Consider the following 19,648-nt stretch of genomic DNA (forward strand, 5'->3'; position numbering starts at 1 on the left):
TAGCCTAATGGGGCGTTATATAAATTTAACCGTGTATCCGTTATCGGTATCTGAAATAGCTAAAAATTTTGATAATAATGTTGATTATATAAAAAGCCCCAAAAATATCACTATAGATGAATTTGAAGCTCTAATAAATTTTGGAGGATTTGCGGAAAGCTATTTAAAAGCAACTGCTAAATTTCATAGAATATGGAGTAATCAAAGATTCGAACAATTCTTTAGAGAAGATGTCAGAAATACTGAAGATATCAACAATATTTATGCGTTAGAATTACTTGCTACCGTTATAAATGAACAGGTCGGCTCATTAATAAGCTATACGAATCTTGCTAACAAAGTTAGGGTTTCAGACCAAACAATAAGAAGATGGCTCTCTTTGCTAGAAAAGCATTATTATTGTTTTGCTATCAAGCCTTGGTCTAAAAATGTTGTAAAAAGCTTAATAAAAGAGCCTAAATACTACCTTTGGGATTGGTCGCAAATAAAAGATATAGGAGATAGATTTGAAAATCTTGTAGCTTCTCACCTGTTAAAAGCCGTATATTTTTGGAACGAAACAGGGCTTGGTGATTTTAGCTTATACTATCTTCGTGATAAACAAAAACGTGAAGTCGATTTAGTAATAACAAAAGATGAGAAGACTTGGATTTTAGTGGAAGCAAAAGTAAGTGATACAAGCCTTTCTTCAAGCTTAAAATATTTTCATGAATCACTTAAACCTGAGTTTAGTTTTCAAGTAATTCAAAATAAACAAGCTATTTCCGGCTCTTGCTTTGATAAACCGGGCTTATGGATAGTACCGACTATTACTTTCTTATCTCAACTTGTTTGATATGAATTTTTGCAAAAAAGTAATCTAGTCAAATGTAAATCATATGACTATTTCGTTGCTTATATCGAAATAGTTATTACCAATTCGACATTTAATTATAAGCTATATCCTCGCACATACCAATAAATGTAGTTGAATTGACTATATTCACTTTATCTTCTAGCGGTCCGAGCGGCTGAGCAGGTTTTAACAATTCCAGAGTAAGTATAAATTTGGTTTTTTTCTCGATATTCGATAAAAAAGGTAAATGTAAGCTATGAGGTCTGTATATTATTGCATATTTATCCCATTCTGGATATTGCCTATTTAGATTTCCTATAAGATCAGCGGGACCGTAAACCTCTATACTACCGAATTTATATTTTTTTAAAGGATATAATTCATTATCATAAAATGAACTCTTCGGATACTTATCTCGAGTCGCTAAATTAGTATATATAAATTTGTTTTGTTCTTTATGAAAAATGGAAATACCTAAACAAGCTTTTTTGCATATATTATAAGCTCTCTCGTAGGAAACAGTATAACCGAGTTGCTCAAATTGCGGTAATATTTGTTGCAGAAATATTTCATCTTCATGCATAATACCGATATCTAAATCATCGTCAAAAGGAATTATGCCTTGATGTCTAACGGCTCCAAGTAGAGTGCCGCCTTCTATCCAATAATTAATATTATTCTTACCAAGTAGCTCAGAGTGTCTTTCATTAACTGATAAAGGGCAATAGCTTTTTTCTCGCTAATCCTGTATTTTTTTACTTGTTCATCACTTAAGGTTACATATCGCCAGTCATGTTCTAATATATAAGCATAAAAAATATCCCGGCAAATATAAGTAATATTAAACCTATAATATTTTTAAAGAATAACATTGACTTTAATTTTATCATCTTTCATCTCAAATTGTATTTCTTCTGCCGATGTGACGTTTTTTAAATCTTCTGCTAATTCTGCAGATAATACTATGCCGCTAACTTCAAGCAATTTTATTGGAGCTTTTATAGATAGATTCTTCTCAGCTTTGAATTTTCTGACGATATCTAGTATTTCAAGCAGCCCTTCTGCTCCTTTTGCATCGATTTCATAATTTAAGTCACCGTAATTAACCCAGTTACCTTTAACATGAATAGAATTTTCACTATATAATATTTGGTATAATTCTTCGGTAATATGCGGCATGAAAGGTGCAAATAGTTTCAGTAACGTTTGCATAACATGATATAAAGTTAATATGCTACTATGTTGTCCTTGTGGATTTTTGTTTTCCTCGTCATAGCTTCTGGTTTTGCTTATTTCTAAATAATTATCACAAAATACCGCCCAAAAGAATTTTTCCGTCAGATGCATAGCATTTGCATATTCGTAGTTTTGTAACTCATTTGTAGCTAGTTTAACTAGTTCTACTAGTTTATTAATTATCCACTGATCAAACTCGTTAGTGATTTTTTCTTTAACATCTAAAAGCTTTGCTTTTTTATCTTCACCTTTCAGTTTATCAAAATGTATAGAAACAAATTTAGCGGCATTCCATAGCTTGTTAACAAGCCTTTTGCCGTTTTTCATAACGTCTTCAGAATAGGCGGTATCAGCACCTAGCTTTGAATTTGCCGACCAATAACGTATTATGTCGGAACCATATTGTTTTAGCAGCTTTTCAGGAACTAAAACATTGCCTTTAGATTTAGACATTTTACTTCGATCTTCAGCTAAACACCAACCGCTTACCATGATGTTTTTCCACGGCAAAGTATTTTGGTGTAAATGAGCTTTTAAAATAGTATAGAACGCCCAAGTTCTGATAATTTCATGTGCTTGAGGTCTTAAATCCATCGGAAATAATTTATCGTGTCTATCTTTATTAACAGCAAAATCATCAGAAATGCCATGAGTAGAAAGTTGAGGCGAAACGGAACTTGTTGCCCAAGTATCCATAACGTCTAAGTCAGGCTCTACTTCTTTCTTACTGTAACCTATAGGTAAATTTCTTAATGGATCAACAGGTAGCTGTGAAATATCAGCATATAAAATCTTGCCTTCTTCACCTACTTTTTTAGAATACCAAACAGGGAACGGCACGCCAAAATAACGCTGCCTACTTATGCACCAATCCCAACTAATGGCATTAATCCAATTCTCTAAACGAATCTTCATATTTTTAGGATGCCAATTTAACTCATTTGCTCTTTTAAGCAATTCTTCTTTATGTGATATAGTTTTAACGAACCATTGGGGTACGGTTAGTATCTCAAGAGGAGCACCTGACCTCTCAGCACATTTAACGGTATGAGTGATTTCTTCTTGTTTAATAAGCAACTCTTGTTCTTTTAAAATATCTATTATTTTTGTTCGAGCTTCTTTAATTTTCAATCCGTCTATAGAAATTTCATGTTGGAAGTCTATTGTACCTTTTTTAGTGATAATAGTTTTTAAAGGTAGATTATGCGTCTTCCACCAAGTAATATCCGTTTGATCACCAAACGTACAGCACATTACCAGCCCCGTACCTTTATCTTGTTGTACTAAAGGATCAGCAAGCAGTGGAACTTTCTCATTAAAAAGCGGGGTTATAGCTGATTTACCTGCTAGATGCTTATAACGTCCATCGTCAGGGTGATAAAATACGGCTACGCAAACCGGTAATAACTCAGGTCTGGTAGTTGCTATAGTAAGCGGGTCTCCTTGCTCGGTTTTAAACGTAATATAATTCATGCAAGAGGTTTTTTCCTTATCCTCAATATCGGCTTGGGCAAGAGCTGTACCATCTACTGGATCCCATAAAATCGGTTGATTAGCACGATAAACTTCCTCTTTTTGTACTAAATCAAGAAAAGAAATTTGTGATATTTTTCGTGATAATGGACTGATAGTTTGATACTCTAGACTCCAATCAACCGATAAAGCTATTTGGTTAAATAGACTTCTAAACTTTTTTTCTTCACTTGCTACTACCTCTTCGCAAATTTTTATAAATTCAGATCGATCTATATTATAAGCTTTGATCTGCTTCTGTTTTTCAACAAGTCTCTCGGTCGGTAGCCCGTTATCGTCAAAACCCATAGGATAAAAGATATTTTTACCGATCATACGCTGGAAGCGTACAATAAAATCTGTTTGCGTATAGCTATAAACATGACCGATATGTAACTGCCCCGAAACTGTCGGAGGCGGAGTATCGATTACATAGGTTTCTTCTTTTGAAACGTTTGGATTATAAGCATAAATTTGTTTCTCTTGCCAAATTTGCTGCCACTTTTTTTCGTTTTCGGTAAAATTATAATTTTTTGGAAATTCTTTCATAGATTTTGTAGTTGATTCAAGAATATTATTATAAAGGTTATATGTGATTATGACAATAGATGCTTTTCTTTGGAAGGATATGGAATTTAGGATTTGTGCAAGTGGTGCTTGTACAATTAATTACTTTTTACAATTGAGCGGACAACACTTTCTTTAAGATCAGTAAGTTCAGCAATCATAGGAATTTTGAATCCTTGAGAGAGCATTTTTTTTGCTATAATTACTGCCTTATTATGTTCGCCTTTAGACTCTCCTATCTTAATACCTTCTTGTCTTCCTCGTATCAGACCTTCTCCCATATATTTTTCTGCATATTTTTGTGTTATAGTTTTCATAATGCTATCCTTATCTTTAGATGATAAATGCTTAGTAAATACTTCTACTAATTCCGGTTGTTTTTGTTTTGATAATTTTGCGTCAGTATACCATAAGAACGATCTTAGGTAAATATAACCTTTTTCTTTATCCAATATTATAATATGCTTAAACTCTGTTAAAAACTTCTCCCATAGTTTTATCATATCCCGCATATGGATATGCTTCATCATATATTCTAGCATACCTAAATGTTTTTTCTTGACGATTTCATCATCTGTCATAGCTTGCAAATCTACTAATTGATAATCTTCCATCATTAATTTCTTTGCCATCACACTATCAGTAAATAAACTCCACAAATTTCTTGGAGCATTATAAATTTCTTTACCGTTGTAAATAACTAAATTATAAACTAGCGGCAATTTATCCTTTCCTTTCTTATGTCTTTCACATAATAATAGTGTATATTTCCATAACCGTAAAGCCGTCCAATGATCAATTGTTGATTGGGCCTATACTAATACATAAACAAATGCTTCTTCTTTATTATTGGTGCTAATTTTATATATTATATCACTATATTTCTTATTTAAAGATTCCTCAATGTAGCTTTCTTGTTCTACCGTTATTTTTGATAAATCTACTAAACTCTTAAAATCATCGGGTAAATAATATTCCAAAAATTCTTGTGCTGCTACCGGGTCGTTCATTATTATTTTTACTAATGAATCGTGTTTTAATTTTTTAGCCATAAAAATCTAGTAGCTTTATTTTGTGGCGTATTTTATCTTAAATTATCTATAATATCCATATTTATTTAAATTTAAAGTTTAATATGCTAATTCTAGACAAACTTTTACTTACCATTAAATTAATACGGGCGGATAAGCCGGTAGCTTATTTGTTAGTTTTTTTTCCTGCTTTATTTGGGTTATTGCTTGCAAATCCTTCTAACACGGAATTAGCTCATTTATTACCATTATTTATCTTAGGAAGCATAACGACAAGGAGCAGCGGATGTATTATTAACGATATATTTGATAGGAAATTTGATAAGCATGTCGCAAGAACTAAAGATCGACCTTTAGCTAGTAAGGCTTTATCTGTTTCTTATGCTATTTTTATACTCTTTATTCTTAGCGTTATCTCACTTTGTATTTTGCTACTTTTAAACAAAACAGCCATATATACAGGTTTTTTTGCGGTAATAATGATTAGCCTATACCCGTTAATGAAACGTATTACTTATTTCCCGCAAATCTTTTTGGGATTTACCTTTAAGCTAGGGGCATTAATAGCTTATGCGGCAGTTCAGGATAAACTTGATATGGCAGCGATTATTATGTATATAGCATGCTGTTTTTGGGCAATCGGTTATGATACGATTTACGGATATATGGATATAAAAGACGATAAGAAAATAGGAGTGAAATCGTTAAGTATATATTTAGAGAACAAGCATCCTAAGCTTTGGCTTTATATATGTTATATAGGTTTTATATTGTTATTTATTCTAGCAACAAAAATGGCTAACCATAATATCGACTATTTACCTATTTTATCTGCTTTAATTATACTAATATTGCAAGTAGCAACTCTTGATATTGAGAACCCAGCTGATTGTATGACAAGATTCAGAGCTAATAATTATGTCGGGGTACTTTTGAGTTTGGTATTTTGTTAAAAATGAATTATTGTCATACCGTGGCTTGACCACGGTATCCAGAAAAACAACTTATAACATACATTCATTGTCTATTTTTCCTGGATCCCGTGAATAAATCACGGGATGACAACAAAAAAAACGAGCCATACAACAAAGCCAATGCTACGCGGGAATGACATCAATCCATACAGGCAAAACTGCTAACAGCCCACAAGGTTACAATCGATATTACCGCTATATAAATCGCAATTGATAAAGAGTTGCCGGTTACATGCCATAGCATTAGACAGATTGACGGAGTAAGGCGTCCGATTAATGAAGCACCTATACTACTGCCGATACCTACTAACATATATTTATCGGCAGTTTTAAATAAATCATTTAGCCAGCAGTTCAAAGGTGCCAAGAACCCGACACCGAGTATTATAATCCAAATACGTACAAAATTAACATACCATATAGATGAATTATTCAAGAATAGCCATAAAGGAATTATGCTTAAACTCATTAAAATAAGAGTACCGTTTAGTATTTTAAGGTAATGTAGCTTTTTTGTTAGATGCCCTATTATCGGAATCATAATCATATCAAAAATCAGAAACTCGGTATTAAATTTCATCATTATTTCCAGTGATATATCAGTGATAAGTGGAATAAAACTATTAATAAAGACGAAAGGCACTATATAAGTCATATATGAGAAACCTATGGCAAAACTAATGCGTAAGATACTTAGTTTACTGTTCCAAATTGTAGTTAAGTCTTGTAATAGTGATGATACTACGTCATTGCGAGGAGAGGACTGTGTCATACCGTGGCTCGACCACGGTATCCAAAAATTACGTAAAGTAATTTTATATTTTTTATTGGATACCGCGGTCAAGCCGCGGTATGACAATGAGGGCTTTACTACAGTATCCTCGCTCTTCCTTAAAAAATAACCTATAAGAGCCGTAAACCCGCCAAATATGAAGCATAAACGCCAATATTCATTATACTCTATATTTAAAACTATAGTGCTGATAAATGAAGCAAGAATAATACCAAGTATAGTAGATGTTTGATAAAGGTAAGAAGCTTTAAACGCTTTTTTTTCTTCTTTATTCTCTAAAATAAGTAATTTAGCAATGGCACATTCACCCTCGGAATATACTCCTTGCAACGTTCTAAGCAAAACTAATAATAGCGGTGCAAGCCATCCTATTTGAGCATGTGAAGGTATTAAACCGATTAGGCTAGTTGTTAAAGCAACGCCGATTAAAGAATGAGATAAAGCAAAAACACCGCCGTATTTTTTAGCGATAACACCGAAAAAATAAGAACCGATTGGGCGAGTAAATAAAGACGTAGCAAGAACACTATAGGTAAGTATTAAAGCAACGACTTTATCATGATTCGGAAAAAAAATACCTACAAGTAGAGGGGCTAGAAACCCATAAAGTGCGGTATCAAAATGATCCATTGAATTACTGATTAGGATCGAAAAATCCCTTTTGCTTAACGAATTGTTCATCTATTAATAATTTAAAATTTATAATGGATTATACTCGATGAACTTGAAAAATTGGCTGCGTCGTCTTTGTAAGTCCTCGGATACTCACGTATTAATATACGTTCCGTTCCTCGGCTTACAGACTCCTTGCTCTTTTCCAAGTTGATCTTCGTATAACCGCTCTTCATTTTGTAGCAGTATATAAGTATGTAATCTTCCTTGTAAATATTTTTTTAAGAGATATGATTATAAAGTTATAGCTTAAAGTAATTGTAATTAATGAATAATTTGAAACAAGGAAAGTTTATTACATTTGAGGGAGGGGAGGGAATCGGTAAATCTACCCAATCTCAAATGCTCTATGAATATTTAAAATCTCAAAATACTCCCGTTATTTTAACTCGTGAAGTCGGCGGTACCTTAGTTGCCGAAAAAATGCGTGAAATTCTAGTACATGAAGAATTACTACCCATGTCCGAGCTATTACAAGCTATGGCAGCACGTTATGATCATATGGCACGGAAAATTATACCGGCTCTACAAGAGAGACACATCGTAATATGTGATAGATTTATTGACTCAACTGCATGTTATCAAGGATTAGAGCTAGAAAACGGCATAGATTTAGTTTATAATTTGCACAAAACTTTAATGCCTTCTCTTATGCCGGATATTACGTTTTTTATTGACGTAGAGCCGGATACTGCTATTAAGAGAGTCAATTCACGAAATATGAGCAATAAATTTGACATAAGAGGTATAGATTTTTATAAAAAAATCTATGATTGCTTTAAAGAATTAAGTAATAGATTTCCTGAAAGAATAAAGACAATTAAAGCTTCAGATTTAAGCCCACTTGAAGTACATGAGTTAATAAAAAAGCATTTATGAACAATACTTACTACATTACTACCCCTATATATTACGTTAACGATGTTCCCCATATCGGTCATGCTTATACTAGTGTTGTAAGTGACGTAATTGCTCGTTTCATGCGACTTTGCAGTTTCGATGTAATGTTTTTAACAGGTACTGACGAACATGGGCAGAAAGTAGAAAAAGCAGCTATTAATAAAAATATTGACCCACAAAAATTTACCGATCAGACATCCGAGAGTTTTCGTCATCTGATGACTGCTATGCATATTTCCAATGATGATTTTATCAGAACAACGGAAAACAGGCATAAAGAAGCTGTAGCTGTTTTTTGGCAGAAATTACTAGATAACGGCACTATTTATGAAGGTTTTTATGAAGGATGGTATGCAGTGCGAGATGAGGCTTTTTATGGTGAATCAGAGCTAACTGAAGGTAAGCTTGCACCGACGGGTGCTCCAGTTGAATGGGTTAAAGAGCCTAGCTATTTCTTTAATCTTTCAAAATGGCAAGATAAATTACTTGAGTTTTATGAAGCAAACCCTGATTTTATCAGACCTATATCAAGGCGTAACGAAGTAGTTAGCTTTGTTAAATCAAGTCTAAAAGATTTATCCGTATCACGTACTACTTTCAATTGGGGTATCAAAGTCCCAAATAATGAAAAACATGTAATTTATGTTTGGCTTGATGCACTGGCTAATTATATTTCGGCCCTTGATTATCCTGATGAACAAAGTAATTACGGTAAATTTTGGCCTGCTAATTTACATGTAGTCGGTAAAGATATCTTACGTTTTCATGCCGTTTATTGGCCTGCTTTCTTAATGGCTGCAGAAATTCCGCTGCCGAAGACAATTATGGCTCATGGTTGGTGGACGAATGAGGGGCAGAAAATCTCTAAATCTCTTGGTAATACCATTGATCCGATTAAGTTAATTGATGAATTTGGCGTTGATCAAGTTAGGTATTTTCTGATGCGTGAAGTAACTTTTGGTGCGGACGGTAATTTTGCTCGTAGTAATTTAATTACTCGGATTAATAGCGATCTATCAAACAAGATAGGTAATTTATTACAGCGTACTACAGCTTTTGTTTATAAGAATAATGACGGCAAAGTACCGCTACTTACTCAGGATGTCATAGATAAAATATATGAACTACCGATTTTAAAAAACGCAAGTAAATTTGCCAAGCAGAATATTTTATTGATGGATAAAACAGAGATTAATAAAATTCTTGAAAATATTATTAATTTGGCCGAAGAGGCAAATATCTATATTGATAGTGAAGCACCTTGGAATTTGAAAAAAACCGATCCTGATAAGATGCTAGAAGTGTTATACACTTTACTAGAAGTTTTACGTTATATTGCAATAATGCTTCTGCCTTTTATACCAAGTTCAGCAAATAAAATGCTTGATCAGTTAGGGGTAAATAAAGAAGAACGTCTATTTAAGCATTTAGTATGTGACTATGCTTTAACGGCGGGTAGCAATATTTTAGAACCTATCATAATATTTCCAAAGTTTGAATAGTGTGTCATGTTAATAGATTCACATTGTCACCTTAATTTACTTACCAAAGATACGGATTTAGACTCTGTCATTCAAAGAGCATTAGAAAATAATGTGCAGTATATGCAAACTATCTGCACTAAAATTGAAGATTTACCGATTATTTTAGAGATAGCTGAAAAATATGAAAATGTTTTTGCGAGTGTTGGGGTGCATCCGTGTGAAGTGAATTCTTTTATTAGTCATTGCAATGACGCTGAGGCAATTATTATGCTAACCCAGCATCCAAAAATTATCGGAATCGGTGAAGCGGGGCTTGATTATTATCATCAGCCTTACGATAAAAAATTACAGCAAGATTCGTTTGTAGCACATATACATGCGGCGTCTAGCACAAACCTACCTATTATTGTTCATACAAGAGAAGCAGACGAAGATACTATTGATATTTTAACCTCGGAAATGCGTAATAGTAAATTTCCTGGGCTAATCCATTGTTTTACCTCATCAAAAAATCTAGCAACAAAAATGCTAGATATTGGTTTATATATTTCAATGTCCGGTATTATAACTTTCAAGAATACAACCGATGTGCAGGAAATAGTTAAATATATACCGCTTGATAGGTTATTAATAGAAACCGACACTCCTTACTTAGCTCCTACGCCTATGCGAGGCAAACAAAACGAACCGGCATTTGTTAGGTATGTCGCTGAAAAAGTTGCCGAACTCAAAAATATCACATCAAAAGAAGTAGCAAATGTTACTACTCATAACTTCAAAACATTATTTTCTAAATTTGAAAAAGATATAAATAATACTTTATAAAATAATCAAGATTGAAAGTTGAAATTTTTAAAATAACATGTATATTTTACAGTATTTCAATTATTAGTATATTTAATATGGAATTTAATCGCAAAAATGCCATCATTGGTTTTTTAAAAGAACATGAAGATCAGAAATTTACCCCCTACAAAATAGCAGAATGGCTTGTAGAAAATTATCCTGAAGAAGCTAGACGTAAAGCGGTGGCAAGTAGAAATAAGAGGATAATAGCAGCAAGAACTCAAGAAGAAAAAATTAAGGAAGTTATAAAGGCTTATGCAGGTGAAATTAGTAGAGGTAGGTTTAATGAGTGGAAATCAAAGCCTAATATTAGAATAGAGTCAGAACCTCAAGTAAGGTTGTACTATAGTCAAAATCCTGATTATCAAATTAATAATGAACAAGTAACAAACCTTAAAAATAAAGTAAGCAAAGAAAATAATATAACTGAAGAAGACGCATATGAAGTACTTGAATTATATCTTGATGAATTAGGTATCTATAAATAATATGCAAATTAAACATAATTTTTCTTCAAACAAACAAGGAGCCGGAAGTAATATATGATTACATCCTGATTGGGTAGGCATGGAAGTTCTTAATAAAAAATGGAGTCTGCTAATTAAAGATTGTGCTAAATATTATGGAGGAAAACAAGCAAGGCTTTGGTCCTTTGAAGTAAAAAAGAAAATAAGCCATAGTAATGTAAGAGAGTCTTTTTTTTAGGCTTTATCAAATTCATCATGGGCACATTATGGTTATTTAGTCGTACCTATTCTAGACGAAATTAGGTCCGATACTAGGCATGAACTTGAAATGTTATGTATTAGGCATGGGATAGGTTTTATTTTAATAAATATGGAATTTCCTGAAAATAGTGAAATATTAATCCCTGCTAGAGAAAAATCTGAAATAGATTGGAATAGGGCTAATAGGTTGGCAGAAGAAAATAAAGATTTTGAGAATTATCTAAATAAGGTTGATATGTTTTGTAAAAAACCAACAAAAGAAGTGGTGTAGAGTATATGGTATAATATTGATAAACATGTGATTCCTAAGCAAAACAAAAAAATAAACATATTTATATATAGCCCATTATTATCACGCATTTATAAAAATTTAAGCCGTGAATCCTAAAATTAATGTTACTATGAAATCTAAACTAGATATATATTAATTATTTTTAAATTTGTGGATAAATTATGATTAACTGCGATTTAAGTACTAATTATACATATTATATGTTAGAGGGGCTTAGAACACAAATTGCTCTAATGCATTTAGGTATAAAAATTCTAAAAGAAGCATATGAACATGAGTCTCTAGAAGATAACGGTTTTACAAGAATTATGTATGCTTATTTAACGCTTTGTGAACGCATGACTAGAAAATATGAAAAACCTGAATTTAATATTGTTGAAACAATTATTGATGATAAAACCTATAACATTAATGAAAAAGTTATACTAAAAAAGTCTTTTTGTGAACTAAGGCATTTTCAGAAAATAGGTTTTAAAAAAGAATTACCTAAATTATTAATAGTAGCACCCATGGTGGACATCACGCTACTTTACTTAGATCAACTGTACAAGAATTATTACCGTATACCGATATTTATATTACAGATTGGACGGAAGCCAGTTATGTGCCGCTTGAAGTAGGGCATTTTGATATGGATGATTAATATTGATTACGTAATGGAGTTTATCAATTTTATAGGACCGAATGTTCACACTATGGCAGTTTGCCAACCTACTGTTCCACTGCTTGCCGCCATTAGCTTAATGTCGGAGAGTAATAGTCCAAATGTGCCGAGTTCAATGATTTTGATGGGCGGTCCTATAGATGCTAGAAAAAATCCCACGGCAGTTAATGAATTCGCTCAAAGTAAAAGTTTAGAATGGTTCTGCAAAATGGTTACAATGCAGGTGCCGCCAAACTATCCCGGACATGGAAGAAAAGTATATCCTGGATTCCTCCAACTTGCTGGCTTTATGAGTTTAAACTTATTCCGTCATATAGATTCACATTTAGAATTATGGCAAAGTTTATTAAATTCTGATTATAAAAAAGCCGATCATACTATTAAATTTTATGATGAGTATTTAGCAGGTATGGATATGCCGGCAGAGTTTTACTTATAAACTATAGATGAAGTATTCCAACAATTTTCGCTAGCAAGAGGTAAATTAGTTTTTGAGAAGCGTCCGATCGATTTAAAACATATTACTAAATGTGCTTTACTCGGTATTGAAGGGGAATTAGATGATATTGCAGCGGTAGGGCAAACAAAAGCTGCTTTAAAACTTTGTTCAAATATACCTGAATCAATGAAAAGATACCATTTACGAAAAGGGGCAGAGCATTACGGGGTATTTAGCGGAAGTAAATTTAAGCAGTTATAGTACCTATTATTAAAGATTTTATCTATGATTTTGATAAAACTAATTTCAAGCAATCTAAACTTAAGGCAGTATAAAAATAATCATTGCGAGCAGGCATTGCCTGCGTGGATCGTTTTTTCCGTCATTGCGAGGAAATTATGAAATAATTGATGAAGCAATCCAGTAAAAAATTCTGATTTACAGAATTTTTTTATTATTTTTTCTGGATTGCCATGCTCCTTGCAGTCGCTCGAATGACGGGGTGGTATTCACGCAACAATGCCTTGCTGGAATGATGACATAGCAGTTATGCAACAAGACCATAATTAAAGGAGAAGTGTGGTAATCTAATATTCAACTCTTATTAGTTTTTTGAATTTTTTGTTGTTGCTGTTGTTTGTATTCTTCCACTGTTTCTTCTATGTAATTAAAAAAGAAATAAGTAAAAGTTAAAAAACCGGTCAAAAATAATACCAAATGTTATTAGTATTGCTTTAAGTTGTTTCCGTGAATCTTCTGCTTTTAATCTTTTCCCTTCTTCATCATTTTTGAATTCAGATATTATTATTTGTTCTTCTGTAGTATTTTCCATGTTGTAACTCAACTAAAGTGAACCTCTTGATTACTAAGTTGTTCCTATAACTTACAGATTTTTGAAGTTTATAAGATTAGCTATATTTTAATGATGAGGTTTAAGCCTCATCAAAATAGGATATATAAGCAATAATACTATGTCAATAGCCTTGAATATTAGCAGTAAATTATGTAATAATATGTGTTCAAGCAGGGTTATACGTATTATTATAATTTGGGTCTCCTAACATTGAAGTATTTAAAGTATCGGAGTAAGCAGCTGATAATATAGCATCATCAAAAGTGATATTAAGCTGTCCTATATAGTTTTGAATAAAATTGTTAACAGTAGATTTAAAGCTTGTATATTTTGTAGGATATGAATAAACAAGCTGTGTACATTCTGTATTTCCTAATTTACTTCCAATCAATGTTAATAACATAGAGTTATATTCATCTTGGGGATTACAATATTATTTCGTAAGTTTTAGCAAGAATATAACAAGCTTCGTTATTTCCTTTCATAATTTCTAATTTTATTTCTTCAGAAGATAAAATATTCTTTAGAAAAGCTTTTTCATATATTTCATAATTCAGTGATGAATCAGATTTTCCGTTAAAAAGAGCGGTAAATAGGATTTTAGCTTTCTCTAGATCATTCATTTTTGATTTATCGGCAACCAAAAGACCGTTCATAGTATCGATAATTATGACATTGTCAAGACCTACTACGGTGGTTAATTTATTATTAGAACTAATGAAAGAGTTTGTGGTATTACTTGTTACTACGTTTCCCTCGCAATAATTATCGTTTATATTCCGGTGTTTTACCTGTAATAAGGAATGCCAAGTACCAAGACAAGATCGTTCCAAGCAAAATCAGCTTTTATCATGACCATTCCCGAAATATATTCCATTATGGCATTGTCTATAGAAATTGCTTCGATTTCATTATAAGCCTCATCATCTATTGCCAAACTATTCTCATTTTTTACAGCAGTATTAAATGCTTTTTCTGCAATATAAAATAAATCAGGTTGAAGGTTCATTGCTAAGTTTAAGAAGAAGTTAATATCGTATACAAAAATTCCTGAATTCCAAAAATATTCATTACTTTGAAACTTTGAAAATGTTTTTTTGCTTGCTCTAATATAGGTTTTTCAATGAAATGATCAACTAGATAAACATTTTCTGCAATTGATAATCCTGTGTTTATATAGCCTCGGCACTTATAACATTTATAGGAATACCTATAGTGCAAATACCGAATTCATTAACATAATGTAAAGCCTTATTTATAGTATTAAGGTAATTTATATTATCCGCTATATGATGGTCTGAAGGTAGTAACACTACAATATCAAATCCTTGTGCTTTAGCCGATAATCCCGTAATAATGGCACAAACGGCAGTATTTTTTTGTAAAGGCTCGGTAATTAATTCTATTTCTGCTGCTTGTTTTTTATTGATTGATTCATATTTTTTGGAAATAATAACAGTAGGTTGCCCTAAAAATTTATTTCGGTTTAATGTTTGCTGAAGTAAAGTTAGATCACTCAATATTTTTTTAAATTGTTTCGGTTTATCCTTAGATGACAAAGGCTATAGTCTTTTACCGTTGCCTCCTGCCATAATCACCGGCTTTATTAGACCTCTTGCATAACCTCTTTCTAAAGGTAATTTGTACGTCGATCCGATACTCGCATCCTCTCGTACCTTTTTGTACGCTGCGGTGCTGCGTTTCGTGTCTCCTTCAAATTCCTCTTTATAAGATAGGTTATGCAAGGAGTCTACTTTACAACTATTAATTGAATAAGTAATAGAGAGGTTTATAAATAGTTTTAAAAAATATGTCAAGTGAATTAACTATATTGACAAGTTTTACAATAAAAAGTACTCCTGCCTGAATGTTTTGTCTTGATAATAGTGCTAGAGCAGCTTAAACAATTTTGTCCCTCTCTACCGTAAACCGTAAGTTGCTGGGTAAAATAGCCAGGTTTGTTATCGCCGTTTACAAAATCTTTAAGAGTAGTACCGCCGGCAGTTATAGCTTTAGTTAATACTTCTCTAATCGATTTAATTAAACTTTCTATTTCATCGTCATTTAAATCGTTACTTAATTTATCCGGATGAATTCTAGCTAAATGAAGACTTTCAGAAGTATAAATATTACCGACTCCAACTATAATTTTATTATCCATAATCAAGTTTTTTATCGGTATTTTTCTAATCTTTAGCTTGTTTTTTAAATATTCTAGCGTCAATGAATCAGAAAGCGGTTCTATTCCTAAATCATTAAAAAATTCTTTTTCCAAGAAATTAGTTTTAAAGCTATAAACCATTCCGAATCGTCTAGTATCATTAAAAATTAGCTTTTCACAGTTATTTAAATCAAAAATCACATGATCGTGTTTTTGAGTTTTATAATTAGCAGATTGCAGAGTAAATCTGCCGCTCATGCCTAGATGAACTATTAAAGAATAATCATTATTAAAATCTATAATTAAATATTTTGCACGACGCCTAACATCCAGTATATTAGTATTTGAGATTTCTGTAGCTAAAAGCGAGGATAGCTTATAACGTAATTTATCTCTTTTTAACTCTACATTTTCTATAATAAGCCCGATTAGCTTATCTTTTAGGGAGTTTTTAAGAGTTTCTACTTCAGGAAGTTCCGGCATTTGATACTAATATTTATAATAAAAAACTATGAACCAAACAAATTTTGGCTTTAAAAAAGTAGACTACACTAAAAAACAAGGTTTAGTAAATAACATTTTTTCTAACGTCGCTGATAAGTATGATTTAATGAATGACTTAATGAGTTTTGGATTACATCGTTTATGGAAAGATGAATTTATTAGGCAAATCCCAAATCTTAACTCTCATATATTAGACGTCGCTAGCGGTAGCGGTGATATTGCTTTAAAGCTTGCTAAAAAAGCAAGAGATAGAGGTAATAATATCGCTTTAACTTTAAGCGATATTAATGAAGAAATGTTAAAGCAAGCTAAGAAAAAAGCAATTGATCTTAATTTATTTCAGAACCTTAAATTTACTGTAGCAAGTGCTGAAGAACTGCCGTTTCCGGATAATAGTTTCGATTATTATACTATAGCATTCGGCATTAGAAACGTACCTGACATTAATAAAGCTTTAAAAGAAGCTTATAGAATTCTAAAACCGATGGGTAAGTTTATATGTCTTGAGTTTTCAAAAGTAAAGGAAGGGTACATAAAAGATTTCTATAAATTCTACTCATTTAATATTATACCGAGTATTGGTCAAATGATAGCGGGTAATAAAGAGGCGTATGAATATTTGGTCGAAAGTATATATTTATTCCCCTCACAAGACGAGTTTAGAATAATGATTAAAGAAGCCGGTTTTGAGGAAGTCGGTTATAAAAATTTGAGCGGCGGAATAGTTGCTATTCACAGTGCATATAAAATATGATAAGTAATTTTTTTAATTTAATACGTATTTTTCGTATCATCAGTAAAAAGCAAATCTTAATTGATTCAAGAAGCCCTAAATATTTCAGGTTTATCGGTTATATATTAGCCTTATTGTTTGCTCCGGTCTCGTTAATAAAAAAATCACGGGAAAATTACGGCAAACGCTTAATAGATTGTTTAAGCGATCTTGGACCTATTTATATAAAATTCGGACAAACTCTTTCGACAAGAGCCGATTTAGTAGGAGCAGAAATAGCAGATTATTTAAGGTTATTGCAAGATAAGCTACCTCCGTTTGATGGTGGGGTGGCTAGAAAGTTGATAACGAAGGAGTTTTTATGTCATTCTCGCACTCCATTATGTCATCCCTGTGAAAACGGGGATCCAGAAAAAACAATACTGGATTCCCGCCTACGCGGGAATGACATAAGAGAGAGTAGCCATGACGCCCTCCCTTTCTCACACTTCGACAACACCCCAATCGCCGCTGCTTCAATCTCGCAAGTACATAAAGCACAACTTATAACCGGTGAATATGTTGCGGTAAAAATTTTGCGTCCTGATATTCATAAAAGATATAATAGAGATATTAAGCTGTTATATTTTCTTGCAAAAATTATCTTAAAATTTTCTAAAGCAAAAAGGCTAAAACCGACTAAAGTAGTTGATAAATTTCATGAAACTATGAAATTTGAGCTTGATTTACGTTTAGAGGCGGCAGCTAGCTCCGAGCTTATGGACAATATGCGTAATGATATTAATGTAATAATCCCTAAAATATATTGGGATTTAACATCAGAAAATATACTAACCACCGAGTGGTTAGACGGAACTTCTATATATGATACTTTGCTACTAAAGGAAATGGGATTAGAACCTGCAAAAATATCTCAGGATTTTGCCGTAATGTTTTTCAATCAAGCCTATAGAGACGGATTTTTTCATGCTGATTTACATGCAGGAAATATTTTAGTAAACAAGCAAGGTAAGATAATTCTACTCGATTTCGGTATTATGGGCAGACTTAAAGAAAAAGATCGTTTAGCCGTTGCTGAAAGTCTATTCGGCTTTTTAAAACGTGATTATAAATTAGTTGCTAAAGTACATTTAAGAGCCGGCTACATCCCATCAAATACCGATTTAGGTTTATTCGCTCAAAGTTGTAGAGCAGTCACTGAGCCTATAGTAGGTATGCCCACGAAAAATATTTCCATAGGTAAGCTGCTTGCACATTTATTTAAAATCACGGAAGATTTCGGCATGGAAGTACAACCGGAGTTGTTGCTATTACAAAAGACTTTGATAATGGTGGAAGGGATAGGCAGACAGTTAGACGGTAATGTTAATATGTGGCAGCTCGCCGAACCTTGGATTAAAAAATGGGCAGTGAAAAATCTAAGCCCTGAAGCGAAGTTGTTACGACTGGTAAAGCATTACCTAGATAGCCTAGAGGATATTATCTGACATATAAAAATTATTAATAGTATAGCCTTATATATTAAGAAATTTATTATTGTGAAACTAAAAGATTTATTTATTAAATATGTTATTGAAACTCCTTTTTTGGTTGATTGTAAAAATGATAAATTAGTATTTCCTTCAGATAAAGAGCAAGAATACAAAAGTAGCCTAAAAGAAAAAATAGGAGAGGAAGAGTTTAAGAAATTAACGGCTTCAGATAGAATTGTTCAATGCCCCGAAAACTTAGAAAATATAGCTTTAGTAAGTATAGAAACGCATCCCGATATATCCTTATAGCAACGGAATTTCTTAATGATGTACAATGTGAATATTATAAAATCTTTGTGAATACAAATAATAAGGTTAAATTGATTTGGCATTACTCGGAAATATATTTTATCGGTGATGTAGGGTGGATGCCGGTTAAAGCTTTAATGCCTGGGTATCGGACTGGTATTAGAAAAATAGAGCCTCTACCAAAAATCATCGAGCTATGGCCAAAGCCTTCCTATTCCATGACCCTAACTGGCTTAAGAAAAATACAGCGTGCAACAATTCAAATATAGACCCAAAGATAATGGATAATATTGTTTCATTATGTGGAGAGGTTAGTATAGATCTAGGTTTTGTAGACATTTAATTAATGATTATAATTATGAGATATTTTGAAGCGAAAATTAATAAGATTTTTGCCGGAATAGCTACTCCTATTTCAAAAAAATCTTATAATTTGCAGCAAAAAAGAGTCATAATTATAATCATTAATTAAATGTCTACAAAACCTAGAGACTTTTTGAATGAAAGGGAAGAATTATAGTAAAAAATTCTATTGCAAGATAACCATGACTTTAAAAATTAACAAAAACTAAAATTTTATAAACCTTTAAATAATTATAGTAAAATAATATTAAATTATATAAAGATATTTAAATGTCTAAAA

General features: G+C 32.2%; 17 protein-coding genes and 5 pseudogenes. 12 read left to right on the top strand and 10 right to left on the bottom strand.

Translation table 11 applies throughout. The features are described from left to right. Positions 1-7: 7 nt before the first annotated feature. Complete coding sequence (locus D6968_RS02725; protein ID WP_245969246.1) at positions 8-835, top strand: ATP-binding protein; 828 nt, start codon at positions 8-10, stop codon at positions 833-835. A 91-nt stretch (positions 836-926) separates the two neighbouring features. Here the strand turns inward: D6968_RS02725 and D6968_RS02730 are convergent. The 3 genes and pseudogenes from D6968_RS02730 to D6968_RS02740 all read right to left on the bottom strand — a co-directional run bounded on the left by D6968_RS02730 (position 927) and on the right by D6968_RS02740 (position 5,202). Beyond that, positions 927-1,725, bottom strand: a pseudogene (locus tag D6968_RS02730) (LicD family protein). Next, positions 1,694-4,132: a valine--tRNA ligase gene (locus tag D6968_RS02735; RefSeq protein WP_121543239.1), complete on the bottom strand. Its 2,439-nt coding sequence runs from the start codon at positions 4,130-4,132 to the stop codon at positions 1,694-1,696. Before D6968_RS02735 ends, D6968_RS02730 begins: the two are co-directional and overlap by 32 nt. A 116-nt stretch (positions 4,133-4,248) precedes the next feature. Then, positions 4,249-5,202, bottom strand: a pseudogene (locus D6968_RS02740) (Rpn family recombination-promoting nuclease/putative transposase). Positions 5,203-5,285: 83 nt separating this feature from the next. Here D6968_RS02740 and ubiA point away from each other — a divergent pair. Next, positions 5,286-6,134: a 4-hydroxybenzoate octaprenyltransferase gene (gene ubiA, locus D6968_RS02745; protein ID WP_121543241.1), complete on the top strand. Its 849-nt coding sequence runs from the start codon at positions 5,286-5,288 to the stop codon at positions 6,132-6,134. Between the two features lie 160 nt (positions 6,135-6,294). Here ubiA and D6968_RS02750 read toward each other — a convergent pair whose 3' ends face one another. Further along, positions 6,295-7,629: an MFS transporter gene (locus D6968_RS02750; protein WP_121543243.1), complete on the bottom strand. Its 1,335-nt coding sequence runs from the start codon at positions 7,627-7,629 to the stop codon at positions 6,295-6,297. A gap of 258 nt (positions 7,630-7,887) precedes the next feature. Between D6968_RS02750 and tmk the strand changes: the two genes are divergently transcribed. The 6 genes and pseudogenes from tmk (at position 7,888) to phaZ (ending at position 13,308) form a co-directional block, all read left to right on the top strand. Continuing rightward, complete coding sequence (tmk, locus tag D6968_RS02760; protein ID WP_121543246.1) at positions 7,888-8,499, top strand: dTMP kinase; 612 nt, start codon at positions 7,888-7,890, stop codon at positions 8,497-8,499. Continuing rightward, complete coding sequence (gene metG, locus D6968_RS02765) at positions 8,496-10,022, top strand: methionine--tRNA ligase (protein WP_121543248.1); 1,527 nt, start codon at positions 8,496-8,498, stop codon at positions 10,020-10,022. The genes tmk and metG overlap by 4 nt, the downstream gene beginning before the upstream one ends. Positions 10,023-10,028: 6 nt before the next feature. Further along, the gene (locus D6968_RS02770) at positions 10,029-10,829 is read left to right on the top strand and encodes a TatD family hydrolase (protein WP_121543250.1); all 801 of its coding nucleotides are present in this window, start codon (positions 10,029-10,031) and stop codon (positions 10,827-10,829) included. A 77-nt stretch (positions 10,830-10,906) separates the two neighbouring features. After that, complete coding sequence (locus tag D6968_RS02775) at positions 10,907-11,338, top strand: hypothetical protein (RefSeq protein ID WP_245969169.1); 432 nt, start codon at positions 10,907-10,909, stop codon at positions 11,336-11,338. A gap of 307 nt (positions 11,339-11,645) precedes the next feature. Further along, positions 11,646-11,849 carry a hypothetical protein gene (locus tag D6968_RS05845; RefSeq protein WP_245969170.1) on the top strand — a complete coding sequence of 68 codons (204 nt, stop codon included), beginning with the start codon at positions 11,646-11,648 and terminating at the stop codon, positions 11,847-11,849. 182 nt (positions 11,850-12,031) lie between these two features. Continuing rightward, positions 12,032-13,308, top strand: a pseudogene (gene phaZ, locus D6968_RS02785) (polyhydroxyalkanoate depolymerase). A 259-nt stretch (positions 13,309-13,567) separates the two neighbouring features. Here phaZ and D6968_RS02790 read toward each other — a convergent pair. From D6968_RS02790 to mutM, 6 genes and pseudogenes are all read right to left on the bottom strand, one after another. Next, positions 13,568-13,805, bottom strand: a pseudogene (locus D6968_RS02790) (RP671a family tick cell line-upregulated protein). 187 nt (positions 13,806-13,992) lie between these two features. Next, positions 13,993-14,229: a hypothetical protein gene (locus tag D6968_RS02795; RefSeq protein ID WP_121543252.1), complete on the bottom strand. Its 237-nt coding sequence runs from the start codon at positions 14,227-14,229 to the stop codon at positions 13,993-13,995. Positions 14,230-14,251: 22 nt separating this feature from the next. Then, complete coding sequence (locus tag D6968_RS05850) at positions 14,252-14,659, bottom strand: hypothetical protein (protein ID WP_245969173.1); 408 nt, start codon at positions 14,657-14,659, stop codon at positions 14,252-14,254. After that, positions 14,614-14,835, bottom strand: a complete 222-nt coding sequence (locus D6968_RS02805; protein ID WP_245969174.1) for a glycosyltransferase family protein — start codon at positions 14,833-14,835, stop codon at positions 14,614-14,616. The genes D6968_RS05850 and D6968_RS02805 overlap by 46 nt, the downstream gene beginning before the upstream one ends. A 163-nt stretch (positions 14,836-14,998) precedes the next feature. Continuing rightward, a pseudogene (locus tag D6968_RS06495) lies at positions 14,999-15,595 on the bottom strand (palindromic element RPE1 domain-containing protein). A 53-nt stretch (positions 15,596-15,648) separates the two neighbouring features. After that, positions 15,649-16,470 carry a bifunctional DNA-formamidopyrimidine glycosylase/DNA-(apurinic or apyrimidinic site) lyase gene (mutM, locus tag D6968_RS02815; RefSeq protein ID WP_121543254.1) on the bottom strand — a complete coding sequence of 274 codons (822 nt, stop codon included), beginning with the start codon at positions 16,468-16,470 and terminating at the stop codon, positions 15,649-15,651. Positions 16,471-16,498: 28 nt separating this feature from the next. Between mutM and ubiE the strand changes: the two genes are divergently transcribed. The 4 genes from ubiE to D6968_RS02835 all read left to right on the top strand — a co-directional run bounded on the left by ubiE (position 16,499) and on the right by D6968_RS02835 (position 19,274). Next, positions 16,499-17,245: a bifunctional demethylmenaquinone methyltransferase/2-methoxy-6-polyprenyl-1,4-benzoquinol methylase UbiE gene (gene ubiE / locus D6968_RS02820; protein ID WP_121543256.1), complete on the top strand. Its 747-nt coding sequence runs from the start codon at positions 16,499-16,501 to the stop codon at positions 17,243-17,245. Next, complete coding sequence (ubiB, locus tag D6968_RS02825) at positions 17,242-18,711, top strand: 2-polyprenylphenol 6-hydroxylase (protein WP_121543258.1); 1,470 nt, start codon at positions 17,242-17,244, stop codon at positions 18,709-18,711. The genes ubiE and ubiB overlap by 4 nt, the downstream gene beginning before the upstream one ends. 51 nt (positions 18,712-18,762) lie before the next feature. After that, positions 18,763-19,005, top strand: a complete 243-nt coding sequence (locus D6968_RS02830; RefSeq protein WP_177717194.1) for a hypothetical protein — start codon at positions 18,763-18,765, stop codon at positions 19,003-19,005. Positions 19,006-19,076: 71 nt separating this feature from the next. After that, the gene (locus D6968_RS02835) at positions 19,077-19,274 is read left to right on the top strand and encodes a hypothetical protein (protein WP_245969180.1); all 198 of its coding nucleotides are present in this window, start codon (positions 19,077-19,079) and stop codon (positions 19,272-19,274) included. Positions 19,275-19,648 lie beyond the last annotated feature (374 nt).

Source organism: Candidatus Rickettsia colombianensi, assembly GCF_003664375.1.
In the GTDB taxonomy this organism is placed as follows: domain Bacteria; phylum Pseudomonadota; class Alphaproteobacteria; order Rickettsiales; family Rickettsiaceae; genus Rickettsia; species Rickettsia tamurae.